Origin of the sequence: Bradyrhizobium sp. STM 3566 (genome assembly GCF_045571445.1) — a bacterium.
Classification (GTDB): domain Bacteria; phylum Pseudomonadota; class Alphaproteobacteria; order Rhizobiales; family Xanthobacteraceae; genus Bradyrhizobium; species Bradyrhizobium vignae.
On the sequence record NZ_CP120692.1, the window covers coordinates 5,103,877 to 5,117,294 of the forward strand.

A 13,418-nucleotide genomic window follows, 5' to 3' on the forward strand; every position below is an offset into this window, starting at 1 on the left:
TGCTTCGCTTCCGCCTTCGCTCTTCGAGCTAGGGCGGACGAGTCGCTCGCAATGACGAGCTAACCAAACCGCCTTCTACGCCATTCGATCAGCTTGGCGCTGACCTCTTCCGGCTTCTCCTGCTGCGTCCAATGGCCGCTGTCTTTCACCAGATATTTCTCGAGGTCGGGAATCAGCTTCTCCATGCCATCAGCGGAGGACGGCGGCAACACCGCGTCATTCTCGGCCATGATCATCAGCGACGGTACGCGGACCGTATGATCGAGCCCTTCGGCACGCCTCCAGTTGCGCGACATGTTGCGGTACCAGTTGATGCCTCCGGTGAAGCCGGTTCTGGTGAAAGTATCGACGAAGACTTTCTTCTCTTCCGGCGACAGAATCGGCGCACGCGGATCATGCTTCGCGTCATAACCGGCAATCATCTGGGGAAATGCCAGATTGAGCCGCGGCGAAGCGCCGACACCCGCAACCACCTCCTCCGGGGGAGCGTCGGCCGGCCGCGGCACCGGCTTACGCATGAATGCATCGAAGGTCTGTTCGACGCGGCTGCCGAAGATCCTGTCCGGCTCCCGTGCGGGATCCTGGAATTGCACGATGTACATCTTGTCGCCGAAGCGCGCACGCAGCAGCTCGATCGGATCGGCCCAGGCACGATTGGTGTGGGGCGTGTTGATGCCGACCACGCCGGCGACCCGGTCGATGTGCCGCAACGGCATTTGCCAGACGACGAAGCCGCCCCAATCGTGACCGACGAAAATCGCCTTGTCGATTTTCAGATGATCCAGCAGGCCGACCAGGTCACCCGTCAGATGTTCGATGTCGTAGGCCTCGACCGGCTCGGGCCGGTCTGACGCGCCATAGCCGCGCTGGTCGGGCGCGATCACGCGGATGCCGGCTTCGCTCAGCGCCTTGATCTGGTGGCGCCAGGAGAAGGCAAGCTCGGGCCAGCCATGGCACAGCACCATCGGCGGCTTGTCGCTCTGCGGGCCGGCCTCGTAATAGCCCATACGGATTCCGTTCGTCTGCACGAACTTCAGCGGCGGCATCTCGATCATGGCGAATTTCCTATTCCGCGGCGCCTTTGACGTCAGTTGCCGGTGGCGCAAAGGCGGCCTCCAGTGCGGCGAACTCCTCCGGCAACATGTCGCACATCACCTGCACATGCGGGATGATGTTGGCACCGACGATGAAGCCGAAATCAAGCTGGTCGCGATAGCTCTGCACCGTGATGTTGAGCGCCTGCCCATGCGTCGCGATCGACACCGGGAAGATGTGCAGTAGCTCGGCACCCGCGGCATAGAGCGTCTGCCGCGGCCCGGGCACGTTGGACACGGTGATGTTGGCGGCCGGCGGCAGCACGTCGGAGAGATTCGAGCGGCTGTAGAGCAGCGCCAGGATCTGCACCATGATCGGCGCGCCCAGCATCGAGATGTTGGAGACCTGCGGCATCAAGGCGCGCAACGGATGCGACATCTCCTTGGACTTGGTCGATTGCGCTATGATCGCCTCCAGCCGCGCCTTGGGATCGGCGATGTTGGTCGCGATCGAACAGATCATGCCGAACACCTGGTTGTTGGCCTCGGTGTTGCCTTCCTCGCGCAGCGAGATCGGCACGGCGGCGGTCAGGGATTTCGCCGGAAGCGTGCCATATTGCAGGAGGTAGCGACGGACCACGCCGGAGGCGAGCGCCAGCACCACATCGTTGAGCTTGCCGCCGGCCTGCTTGGCCAGCGCCTTCGCCCGCGACAGCGAGATCGACACGCCGGCAAAGCTGCGCTCGGACGAGATGGTCCTGTTGAGCATGGTCGGCGGTGACACCATGCTGGCGAGACTCTCGCGCGACTTCGGATCGGCGATCTTGCCGAGCACGTCTGACACGCTCTTGAGCACGGTAGGGATGTTGCCGGCGAAACGAACGGCGCTCTCGATCTGGTACATCGCATTGTCGAACAGGATCGAGCCGATGTCGCTCTTGCCCGTGCGCGGCAGTTGCAGGTTCTTCGCCGCTTGCGAAGCCTCGAGCGGCTGGCTGAACAGCTGCTGATAGGAATCGAGCAGGTTGGCGGCGATGTCGCGCGGCTCCTGCCCGGGCTTGGCTCCGCCCGTCGGCGGCTCCACCTTTCGTGGGATCGGCGAGATGTCGTAGATCATGTTGGTCAGCGCTGCGCCGGCACCGCCATCGATCGCGGCGTGGTGCATCTTGGAATAGAGGCCGACCTCGTTGTCCTTCATGCCCTCGAACACGTAGAACTCCCAGAGCGGACGGGCGCGGTTGAGGAGCTTGGCATGCATCCAACCGACGATGCGCTCGAGCGTGGCGCGGTCGCGCGGCTGCGGCAGGCTGGCACGGAAGATGTGACGGTCGATGTCGAACTGATCGTCCTCCACCCAGGAGGGATGGTCGATGTCGAGCGGCGCCTTCTCCAGCCGCGCCTTGAGGATCGGCGCGATGTGCAGGCGAGAGACGATCATCGCCTTGAAGTCTTCGAAGAAGTCGCCCTTGTAGTCGTCGGGCAGGCGAAAGATCGCCATGCTCCCGACATGCATCGGCATCTCAGGCGTTTCCAGATAGAGAAACGATGCGTCCAGCGACGACAACTTCTTACCGTCAGCCATAATTCCCTCCCACAAGATGTGACGGGCGCCTTGGCGGCGCTTCTCGTCAGGCCGATACTGCCCGGTCCGGAGGGGCATATGCAATGGCAAACGGCCCTGCCCGGTCAAATGGCCAGAACTCTCCCTCCGGTTGCGCCAGGCGGTCCGCCACGGCCCACAGCACCGCGGGGTTCACGCCGAGCCCGACATGGCTCGCCAGATGCACCTCGATGTTCTCGGCTCGCTCGGATGGGCCGAGCAGACAGGTCCGCCAGTTCACGACGCCGTCGGCCCGCGAAAAGATGGATGTCGCCGGCACCGGCAGATCGCCGGCAATCGCCTCACGCGCTTCCGCAAAATCCTCCACCCTCTCGCCGGACAGCGCCTCGTAGAGCCGCGTGGCGTTGGTCGCCCGCACATCGTTGGCAAAGGGGCTGCCGAGCGTGATGACGTAGCGGACCTTATCGGGCGCCCAAAGCGCGAGATCGCGGGCATAGACGCCCCCGAGGCTCCATCCGATCAGGCTGACCTTGCGTCCTGAGGCGGCATGGATTTCGGTCAAGCGGGCGCGCAGCGAATCCCGCATCCGTCCGAGCCCGCCGAGATTGCGGCCCATCCGCCAGGCATGTGCCTCATAACCGAGCTCGCTGAGATAACGCCGCAGCGGCACCATCGAGAGATCGCTGGCGAGGAAGCCGGGCAGCGCCAGCACCGGATGGCCGTCGCCCCTTGGTGCGCGCATCAGGAGCGGCGAGAGCAGCAGGCTCGCGTTGAACTCGAACAGTCCACGGGCTTCGGCCAGCAGGAGGCCGAGAGCTGGCGGCCGAAGCCGGCCTGGATCCTGCTCCCCGTTCCGTCCGGCTCGCACTATTTCTTCTTGTCGCCGCTGCGCGTGCTACCGAGGCCGGCCATCGCAACGAACATGTCCTGAAACCGCTCTGCGATTTTGGGATCGAAGGTGAACCAGCTCTGGATCAGCGATTCCGGCGAGACCTTGTCGATATTGCTCAAGACCTGCTGCTGCAGCTTGTCCATGACGGCAATCTGCATCGGCGAGACATCCGGCAATCCGAAGAACTGGCGGGCCTCGAGGGGAGTGCAGTCTATTTCGATGTTAACTTTCATGTCCCCTCCTGATGAGATTCGAGCGGCCTGCCCAAGTATCACCGCGACGCGGCGTGCAACGCAAGCGACCTGAGGGGAAGCCGCGGGGGGCCCGCTTCGGCAATCGACCGATATGGTCAATCAAATCGCCCGGTCGAGGCCGCAGGCGGACGGCCGAAACGCAGAGGGCCGGCGGGGCCAGTCTCCCTTCTTCCCGAGACTTCACAGGTCAAAGATGTCGTTGGCGGCGGCGGCCTCCCTGGATTGCCGGGCAGCATTGCTGCACAGCGGTGCAAGTTGGCGCGTTCCTTGCTGGAATGGCGCTTGCACGGGTCGAGAACTCTGGGCAACATGGATCGATCGGCCCCGCCGAACAATCAAAAATCACGGTGCGGGCAAGTGGAGAGGGTCAAGAATGTCAGTCGGACGAAGTCTTTTTGCGGCGACGCTCGCCGGTGTGCTTGCGTTGGCAGTTTCGCCAGCGTCGAGCCAGACGCTGCGCTACGCCAATCAGGGTGAGCTCAAGTCGCTCGATCCCTACACGCTGAACGAATCCACCACCAGTGCCCATCTCGGCCATGTCTATGAGGGCCTGGTTGCCCGCGGCAAGGACCTGAAGATCATCCCAGCGCTCGCCGAAAGCTGGGAGACGCCAGAGCCGACGCGCTGGCGCTTTCACCTGCGCAAAGGTGTGAAGTTCCACAACGGCGACCCCTTCACCGCTGACGACGTGGTGTTCTCGGCCGAGCGCGTCCGGGCAAAGGGCTCGAATTTCCAGAGCCGCATTCCCGCCGATGCCAAGGTCGTCAAGATCGACGATTACACCGTCGATTTCATCTTGACCTCGCCCAATCCCATCCTGACGGCGCTGTGGGCGACCTGGTACATCATGGACAAGAAATGGGCAGAGGCGAACGATGCGGTGGCACCGACGCCCGCCGCCGCAACGACCCCGAGCTACGCCTCGCTTCATGAAAACGGCACCGGCCCCTTCATCATCGAGAGCCATCAGCCGGGCGTGAAGACCGTCTTCAAGGTCAACCCGAACTGGTGGCGCAAGCCGGAGCATAATCTGAAGGAGATCATCTTCACGCCGATTGCAAACCCGGCCACGCGTGTCGCAGCCCTACTGTCGGGTGAGGTCGACGTGATCGAGCCGGTTCCAGTCCAAGACATCGAGCGCGTTAAAGCGAGCCCCAACGCCACAGCGCTGACGGGACCTGAGCTCCGCACCATCTTCGTTGGCATGGATCAGGCGCGCGACGAGCTCCTGTACTCCAACGTCAAGGGCAAGAACCCGTTCAAGGACGTTCGCGTCCGCGAAGCCGTCTACCGGGCAATCGACGTCGACCTGATCAAGAATCGCGTCATGCGCGGGCTCTCCACGCCGTCCGCATTGATGGTCGCACCAGAGATCTTTCCCTCGAAGGATTTCACCCGGCCGAAGTTCGATCCCGACGCCGCCAAGAAGCTTCTGGCAGACGCCGGTTATGCGGACGGTTTCGAAGTGACGATGGACTGCCCGAACGATCGCTACGTCAATGACGCCGCGATCTGTCAGGCCATCGTCGGAATGCTCGCCCGCATCAACATCAAGGTGGACCTGCTGGCGCAACCCAAGGCCCAGTATTTCGCCAAGGTGCTGAAGCCCGGCGGCTACAAGACCTCGCTGTTCATGCTGGGTTGGACTCCGGATACGCTCGATTCCCAGAACGTGCTGCACGACATCATGGGCTGCCGGGACGATCCGAAGGATCCGAACCGCGGCGAAGCCAATCTCGCCGGCTATTGCAACAAGCAGTTCGACGAGCTCGCCGACAAGGTCCTCGTTGAATCCGACTCGACCAAGCGCGATCTCCTGATCAAGCAGGCCTTCGAGCTCTCGATGAAGGATTGGGCCTATATCCCGCTGCACCAGCAGGCGCTCGCCTGGGGCGTGTCGAAGAAAGTGAAGCTGACCCAGCGTGCGGACAACATGGTCATGCTCTACTGGGCGACCAAGCAGGAAGAGTAGGTGTCGACAAGTTGTGAAGTCCCGGAAGCCATTACGGGATTTGGCTTCCGGGACTTGCCGTTTCGGGCTAACGCGATGATGCGTGCTGCTGAAGACATGTGAAAGGAACAGATGCTCGCTTTCACACTGCGCCGGGCCATTCAGGCCATAGGCGTCATGATCGCCGTCGGGATCATCGCGTTCTCGATGTTCCGCTTTGCCGGCGATCCCGTGAACCAGATGGTCGGAATGGATACGTCGGGCGCCGAACGCGCCGCGATCCGCAAGTCTCTCGGACTCGACGATCCCGTGATCGTGCAGTTCGGCCGCTATGTCGGCAACGCCGCACAGTTCAAGTTCGGCGTATCCTACCAATTCCGTCTGCCGGTCACCAATCTGTTGATGGAGCGGATGCCTGCAACGCTGGAACTCGCGATCTGCGCTACCATTTTCGCGATGATCAGCGGCATCATGATGGGAGTTTATTCGGCACTGCGCCGCGACAGTTGGCTCGCGCACGTATTCCAGGCCGTCTCACTGATCGGCATCTCGTTGCCGACCTTCCTGATCGGCATCCTGATGATCTATCTCTTCTCGGTGACACTCGGCTGGCTGCCCTCGTTCGGTCGCGGCGATGTCGTGCATATCGGCTGGTGGACGACGGGCCTGCTGACACTCTCCGGGTTGAAAGCCCTGATCATGCCCTCGATCACGCTGGGACTATTCCAGATGACGCTGATCATGCGGCTGGTACGCGCCGAGATGCTGGAAGTGATGCGGACCGACTACATCCGATTCGCCCGCGCCCGCGGGCTGACCACGCGCGCGATCCATTTCGGCCACGCGCTGCGCAACACGCTGGTTCCCGTGATCACCGTGGCCGGCCTGCAGTTTGGATCGGTCATTGCTTTCGCGATCATCACCGAGACCGTTTTCCAGTGGCCGGGCATGGGGCTCCTGTTCGTGCAGGCCGTTCAGAACGTCGATATCCCGATCATGGCGGCTTATCTGATGATGGTGTCCCTGATCTTCGTCACCATCAATCTCGTGGTTGATATTCTCTACACCATCGTCGATCCGCGGCTGCGCTCGACGGTTAGCCGGGCGCACTGACATGAGCGAAGCCGTCGTTCCACATACGACTGAGAAGCGCGCTGCGGCCGCGCCTGGCCGGTTCAGGCGTGCGCTCGACAGCGACCTGTTCTATTCGTTCCGCCGCTCCAAGGTCACCATGATCGCGGCCGGCGTGACGCTGCTGTTCTTTCTGCTCGCGATCTTCGCCTCGGTGCTGTCGGCGCAAAATCCATTCGACCCGGCGCAGCTTCAGTTGATGAATTCTCGCATCTCCCCGCTCTGGACCGCCGACGGTCAGAGCCCCTTCCTGCTCGGCACCGACGAGCAGGGCCGTGACGTCCTGTCCGCAATCCTTTACGGCTTGCGCATCTCGCTTCTCGTCGGCGTGCTCGGCGTCGTGCTCTCCGGTGCGATCGGCATCCTGCTTGGACTGACGGCCGGCTATTTCGGCGGTGCCGTTGATGGATTGATCATGCGCATCGCCGACGTGCAGCTCTCCTTCCCGGCTATCCTCATTGCGCTTTTGATCAACGGCATCGCCAAGTCGGTCTTTGGCAACAAGCTCGACGAGATGAGCATGCTGGCGGTCCTGGTCTTTGCGATCGGTCTGAGCTTTTGGGTGCAGTATGCGCGCACAGTGCGTGGCTCGGTCCTGGTCGAGAAGAACAAAGATTACGTCGCCGCCGCCCAATTGATTGGCCTGCCCGCACCCGTGATCATGCTGCGCCACGTGCTGCCGAACACCACGGGCCCAATCCTCGTGATCGCCACCATCAACCTCGCGCTTGCCATCATCACCGAGGCAACGCTGTCGTTCCTCGGCTCCGGCATGCCCGAGACCATGCCGTCGCTCGGCACGCTGATCCGCATCGGCAACGGCTATCTTTTCGCAGGCGAATGGTGGATCGTCGCCTTTCCAGGGCTCGCGCTCGCGGCGCTGATCCTGTCTATCAATCTGCTCGGCGACTGGCTGCGCGACGCGCTCAACCCGAAGCTTCGATGAGTATGCCTCGCCCATGACCGAACCCGTCCTTTCCGTGCGCAATCTCCAGGTTGAGTTCGCCTCCCGCCGCGGCACGCTGCGCGCCATCAACGACGTCTCCTTCGATATCGCCAAGGGCGAGGTGCTCGGCGTGGTCGGCGAATCCGGGGCGGGCAAATCCGTGACCGGCCTCTCGGTCATCGGCCTTATCGATCCACCCGGGCGTATCGCCGGCGGCGAGGTTCGTCTGGCGGGCCTGCGTATCGACAATCTGCCGCCCGAGGAGATGCGCCGCGTCAGGGGCAAGCGGATCGGAATGATCTTCCAGGATCCCCTGACCTCGCTCAATCCGCTGTACAAGGTCGGCGACCAGATCGTGGAGACGATCCGGACCCATCTCAATCTATCCGAAGCGGCCGCGCGGCGCCGCGCCATCGACCTCTTGGCCGAGGTTGGAATTCCCGCGCCGGAAAAGCGCATCGACGGCTATCCCCACGAGTTTTCCGGCGGCATGCGCCAGCGCGTGGTGATCGCGCTCGCGATCTGCGCCGAGCCCGAGCTGATCATCGCGGACGAGCCGACCACCGCACTCGACGTCTCCGTGCAGGCGCAGATCATCTCCCTGATCAAGCGTCTCGGCCGCGACCACGGCACCGCCGTGATGCTGGTGACCCACGACATGGGCGTGATCGCGGAGACGTCGGATCGGGTGGCGGTGATGTACGCCGGCCGCGTCGCCGAGATCGGCCCGGTGCAGGACGTCGTGAAGAACCCGCTGCATCCCTACGCCAAAGGTTTGATGGGCGCGATCCCGACGCTCGCCGGAGACGACAAGCGCCTCGTGCAGATTCCCGGCTCCATGCCGCGGCTGTCGGCCATCCCGCGCGGCTGCTCGTTCAATCCGCGCTGCGCCTTCGCTTTCGATCGTTGCCGTGTCGAACGGCCGGAGCCGCTGCCGCGCGGCGCGCAATCCGTCGCCTGTCATCTCTATGACACCGTGCCGGCGGAGAGCGCGGCATGAGCGTTCCCTTCGTCCAGGCCAAGAATCTGCGCCGTGTCTTCGATGTCTCGAAACCGTGGCTCAACCGTGTGCTGGAAGGCGGGCAGCTCGAATATCTGAAGGCGGTCGATCACGTCACCTTCGATATCCGGAAGGGCGAGACGTTTGCTCTGGTCGGCGAGTCCGGCTCCGGCAAGACCACGGTGGCGCGTATGGTCGTCGGCCTGTTGCCGCCGAGCTCCGGCGACGTCCTGATCGACGGCATCTCCATGACCGATCCGCGGCAGGCCCCAGCGCGGCGAAAGCTGCGCCGTCGCATCCAGATGATCTTTCAGGACCCCTATGCGAGCCTGAACCCGCGCTTCCGTGTGGACGCCATCATCTCCGAGCCGATCCGCGCCTTCGACCTGATCCAGGGCGAGCGCGACATCCAGGCCCGCGTCGGCGAGCTGCTCAGCCTCGTCGGCCTGCACCCCGACGACCGGCTGAAATATCCGCACGAATTCTCCGGCGGTCAGCGCCAACGCATCGCGATCGCACGCGCGCTCGCATCGGATGCCGAGTTCATCGTCTGTGACGAGCCGACTTCGGCCCTCGACGTCTCCGTGCAGGCGCAGATCCTGAATCTGATGCGCGACCTCCAGGACAAGTTCGGCCTGACTTACATGTTCATCAGCCACAACCTCGCCGTAGTCCGCCACATGGCGAGCCGCGTCGGCGTGATGTATCTCGGCCGCATCGTCGAGATCGCGGAGGGACGCGAGCTGTTTTCCCGCCCGCGCATGCCCTACACCAAGATGCTGCTGGGAGCCGTGCCTGACCTCGCGATGTCTGGCCGCCAGCGCATTCCGGTCAAGGGCGAGATTCCGAACCCGATCAATCCGCCCTCCGGCTGTGCCTTCAATCCGCGCTGTCCGCTGGCGTTCGATCTCTGTCGCAAGGAGACGCCGGAACTGATCGACGGCGTTGCCTGCCACGCGGTCAACACCGCGCCGGTCACGGCGTGACGCGCGCGTGCCATGCAACCTGCGCATTGGCGGCGACGCATCGGCTGTGATCAATTGCGCGCGCCGAAAATAAGGTGGTGAAAGTCCCATGGGCAGCAATATCAATCCCGATCCGTTCACGACGAGGCCCGAGATCGAGGGCACGTTCGGGGTCGTCGCCACCACGCACTGGATCGCGACGGCCGTCGGCATGGGCATTCTGGAAAAGGGCGGCAACGCCTTCGATGCCGGTGTCGCGACCGCCTTCACGCTTCAGGTGGTCGAGCCGCATCTGAACGGCCCCGGCGGCGATGTGCCTATCATCGTGCACGACGTGAAGCGTGGCCGCACCGAGGTGATCTGCGGCCAGGGCCCCGCACCGGCACGCGCCACCATCGCGCATTACAAGAGCGAGGGTCTCGACATGGTGCCGGGCACCGGCCTGCTCGCCGCCTGCGTCCCCGGCACGTTCGAATCCTGGATGATGCTGCTGCGCGACTACGGCACCATGCGGGTGCGCGACGTGCTGGAGCCCGCGATCTCCTATGCGCGCGATGGCTATCCGCTGGTCGAGCGCGCCTGCGCCACGATCCAGACCGTCGAGCAGCTGTTCCGCAAGCACTGGCCGACCTCGGCTGCGGTGTACCTTCCGAACGGCGAGGTGCCGAAGCCCGGCACTCTCTTCACCAACAAGACGCTGGCTGCGACCTACGCCCGCATCCTCAGCGAAGCCGAGAGCGGCGGCGGTGGCCGCGACGCCGAGATCGAGCGTGCGCGAAAAGCCTGGTCGCAAGGTTTTGTCGCAGAAGCCATCGACAAGTTCTGCCGCACCCAGGACGTGATGGACGTCAGTGGCTCCCCGCATCGCGGCGTGCTTTCCGCCGACGACATGGCACGCTGGCAGCCGACGATCGAGGCCCCGCTCACCTACGACTATGGCCGCTACACCGTCTGCAAGGCCGGCGTCTGGAGCCAGGGGCCGGTGACCCTGCAGCAGCTCGCGCTGCTCAAGGGCTTTGCCCTCGACGGGCTCGATCCGACCGGACCGGAGTTCATCCACCTCCAGATCGAATGCGCCAAGCTCGCCTTCGCCGACCGCGAAAAGTTCTACGGCGATCCCAAGTTCACCGAGATTCCGATCGGAACGCTATTGTCTGATGCCTATAACGACGAGCGGCGCAAGCTCGTCACCGACAAGGCTTCGCTCGATTTCCGGCCCGGCTCTGTCGAGGGCTTTGGCGGCGAGATCAAGCTGCGCCGTGCCGAAGGCCAACGCGAGGCCGTCGGCGCGCTCGGCGCCGGCGAGCCCACCGTGGGACGTTTTGGCGAGGTGCGCGGCGACACCGTGCATTTCGACATCATCGACAAGGCCGGCAATATGGTCTCGTCAACACCGTCCGGCGGGTGGCTGCAATCCTCGCCGATCATTCCCGAGCTCGGCTTTTGCCTGGGCAGCCGCGCCCAGATGTTCTGGCTGGAGGAAGGCCATCCCGCCGCGCTCGCGCCGGGCAAGCGGCCGCGCACGACACTGTCGCCGAGCATGGCGCTACGCGACGGCGAGCCCTATCTCGCCTGGGGTTCGCCCGGCGGCGATCAGCAGGACCAGTGGATCACGCAGTTCTTCCTGCGCCACGTCCATTGCAACCTCAATCTTCAGGAAGCCATCGACGCACCGGCCTGGCATTCCGAGCATTTCCCGATCTCGTTCTGGCCGCGCACCGCGCGCCCCGGCGTGCTCGTGGTCGAGAATCGCGTGCCGAAGGCGACGATCGAGAATCTGCGCGAGCGCGGGCATATCGTCGAGGTCGGCCCCGATTGGTCGGAAGGCCGCCTCACCGCGGCCTCGCGCGTCGGGGTCCGCCGCCGCGCTGCCGCCAATCCGCGCGGCATGCAGGGCTACGCCGCGGGACGCTGAAGGCAACACATGACCTGGTCGATCATCGCGCGCGATCCTGCCACCGGCCAGTTCGGCATCGCCGTTGCGACCCGGTTCTTCGCGGTCGGCGCGCGTGTGCCCTACATCGCCGCCGGCCTCGGCGCGATCGCGACGCAGGCCTTCGTCAATCCCTACTACGGCATTGATGGCGTCAAGCTCTTGCGCGAGGGCCTCAACGCACACGACGTGCTCGCCACGCTCCTGACGACCGACGACGGCCGCGAAAGCCGCCAAATCCACATCATGGATGCGAGCGGCGAGATCGCGGCTCACACCGGGCGCGACTGCATCGACTGGTGCGGCCATATCGCCGGCAGCGGCTTTTCGATCGCCGGCAACATGCTCGCCGGCGCCGATGTCCTGGACGAGACCGCGAAGACCTATATCGCCAATGACAGCCTGCCCTTCCCGCGCCGCCTGCTCGCGGCGATGCGCGCGGGCGAATCCGCCGGCGGCGACAAGCGCGGCAAGCAATCGGCCGCGCTCGTGATCCATCGCGAGGAGGAATGGCCGGCCCTCGACATTCGCGCCGACGACCATCCCGATCCGCTCGGCGAGCTCGAACGGCTCGAGCGCGTCAGCCACGAGCTCTGGGTGCATTTTCGCGACTCGCTGCCGACGCGCCGGAATCCCGCGGGCAATACCGATCGCAGTGTCATCGACGCCAGCATCGCTGCGGCGCGCGCGAGAGGATCATGAGCGCCAGCCCTCTCATCGAGATCAGCGATCTGCGCATTCGCTTTCATGGCGACGACGGCCGCGTCACTCACGCGGTGGACGGCGTCGATCTCAGCGTCGCCAATGGCGCGACGCTCGGTCTCGTCGGCGAATCCGGCTGCGGCAAGAGCGTGACGTCGCTCGCGATCATGGGCCTGCTGCCGAAACAGAGCGCCGAGATATCAGGCGCGATCCGCTTTGACGGCTTCGACCTGCTGACGACGCCCGACGAGACGCTGCGCGACCTGCGCGGCAATCGGCTGGCGATGATCTTCCAGGAGCCGATGACCTCGCTCAATCCGAGCTTCACGATCGGCGACCAGATCATCGAGACCATTTTGCGTCATCGTGGCGGGTCGCGGAAGAGCGCACGCGAGCGGGCAATCGAGCTGCTGCGCCGGGTCCACATCCCTTCGCCCGAGCGGCGCATCGACGAATATCCGCACAAGCTCTCCGGCGGCATGCGCCAACGCGTGATGATCGCGATGGCACTCGCCTGCGACCCTCGCCTCCTCATCGCCGACGAGCCCACCACCGCGCTCGACGTCACCCTGCAGGCCCAGATCCTGGAGCTGATGCGCGAGCTGAAGGCGGCAAGCGGTGCTGCGATCATCCTGATCACCCACGATCTCGGCGTCGTCGCCGAGGTCTGCGACGAGGTCGCGGTGATGTATGCCGGCGAGATCGTCGAACGCGCACCGGTGGATGAATTGTTCTCCGCGCCGCAGCATCCCTACACGGTCGGCCTGCTCGGCTCGATCCCGCGGCTCGACCATCGCGCCGAGCAGCTGGCAACGATCGAGGGCATGGTGCCGAACATGGCCCAGCCGCCCGCCGGTTGCCGCTTCGCCGCGCGTTGTCCCTTCATGCTGGACGCCTGCACCAAGGCGCCGCCGCCGCTCGTGGAGATCAGCCCGGGCCATCTCTCGCGCTGCATCCGCGCGCCGCTCGAACCGTTGGTGTCGTGATGGCGCGGCTCTCTCCTCTCGTGCGCCGGGCGCAGCGCAGCACAAGCGAAGCGCCGTGGTGCG

The 13,418-nt window shown here is 64.3% G+C and carries 12 protein-coding genes; 8 read left to right on the forward strand and 4 right to left on the reverse strand.

From position 1 onward, the window contains the following. Positions 1 to 59: 59 nt before the first annotated feature. Genes P6U27_RS24600 through P6U27_RS24615 form a run of 4 tightly spaced genes read right to left on the reverse strand, consistent with a single transcriptional unit; the run spans position 60 to position 3,720 of the window. Positions 60 to 1,055: an alpha/beta fold hydrolase gene (locus P6U27_RS24600; protein ID WP_162500374.1), complete on the reverse strand. Its 996-nt coding sequence runs from the start codon at positions 1,053 to 1,055 to the stop codon at positions 60 to 62. A gap of 10 nt (positions 1,056 to 1,065) precedes the next feature. Further along, entirely contained in the window at positions 1,066 to 2,616 is a 1,551-nt protein-coding gene (locus P6U27_RS24605) for a wax ester/triacylglycerol synthase family O-acyltransferase (protein ID WP_129143587.1), read from the reverse strand. Between the two features lie 46 nt (positions 2,617 to 2,662). Then, positions 2,663 to 3,463, reverse strand: coding sequence for a triacylglycerol lipase (locus tag P6U27_RS24610; RefSeq protein ID WP_122404315.1), 801 nt, complete (start codon positions 3,461 to 3,463; stop codon positions 2,663 to 2,665). Then, a complete protein-coding gene (locus tag P6U27_RS24615; protein WP_122404316.1) occupies positions 3,463 to 3,720 on the reverse strand; it encodes a DUF6489 family protein in 258 nt (85 codons plus the stop codon). The genes P6U27_RS24610 and P6U27_RS24615 overlap by 1 nt, the downstream gene beginning before the upstream one ends. Before the next feature lie 394 nt (positions 3,721 to 4,114). On the opposite strand from P6U27_RS24615, the gene P6U27_RS24620 reads away from it, so the two are divergent. From P6U27_RS24620 to P6U27_RS24655, 8 genes are all read left to right on the forward strand, one after another. Beyond that, positions 4,115 to 5,713, forward strand: coding sequence for an ABC transporter substrate-binding protein (locus tag P6U27_RS24620; protein ID WP_407192727.1), 1,599 nt, complete (start codon positions 4,115 to 4,117; stop codon positions 5,711 to 5,713). A 111-nt stretch (positions 5,714 to 5,824) separates the two neighbouring features. Continuing rightward, positions 5,825 to 6,805 (forward strand): ABC transporter permease, encoded by a 981-nt coding sequence (locus tag P6U27_RS24625; protein WP_122404318.1) that lies wholly within the window; start codon positions 5,825 to 5,827, stop codon positions 6,803 to 6,805. A gap of 1 nt (position 6,806) precedes the next feature. Further along, positions 6,807 to 7,769: an ABC transporter permease gene (locus P6U27_RS24630; RefSeq protein WP_122404319.1), complete on the forward strand. Its 963-nt coding sequence runs from the start codon at positions 6,807 to 6,809 to the stop codon at positions 7,767 to 7,769. A gap of 13 nt (positions 7,770 to 7,782) precedes the next feature. Then, on the forward strand, positions 7,783 to 8,769 hold the full coding sequence (locus P6U27_RS24635; RefSeq protein WP_122404320.1) for an ABC transporter ATP-binding protein: 987 nt from the start codon (positions 7,783 to 7,785) through the stop codon (positions 8,767 to 8,769). Beyond that, positions 8,766 to 9,755 carry an ABC transporter ATP-binding protein gene (locus P6U27_RS24640; RefSeq protein ID WP_209295552.1) on the forward strand — a complete coding sequence of 330 codons (990 nt, stop codon included), beginning with the start codon at positions 8,766 to 8,768 and terminating at the stop codon, positions 9,753 to 9,755. The genes P6U27_RS24635 and P6U27_RS24640 overlap by 4 nt, the downstream gene beginning before the upstream one ends. 88 nt (positions 9,756 to 9,843) lie before the next feature. Beyond that, complete coding sequence (locus P6U27_RS24645) at positions 9,844 to 11,649, forward strand: gamma-glutamyltransferase family protein (protein WP_407192728.1); 1,806 nt, start codon at positions 9,844 to 9,846, stop codon at positions 11,647 to 11,649. 9 nt (positions 11,650 to 11,658) lie between these two features. Next, a complete protein-coding gene (locus tag P6U27_RS24650) occupies positions 11,659 to 12,369 on the forward strand; it encodes a DUF1028 domain-containing protein (RefSeq protein ID WP_407121979.1) in 711 nt (236 codons plus the stop codon). Further along, positions 12,366 to 13,355, forward strand: coding sequence for an ABC transporter ATP-binding protein (locus P6U27_RS24655; RefSeq protein WP_122404324.1), 990 nt, complete (start codon positions 12,366 to 12,368; stop codon positions 13,353 to 13,355). Before P6U27_RS24650 ends, P6U27_RS24655 begins: the two co-directional genes overlap by 4 nt. The last annotated feature ends 63 nt before the right edge of the window (positions 13,356 to 13,418 follow it).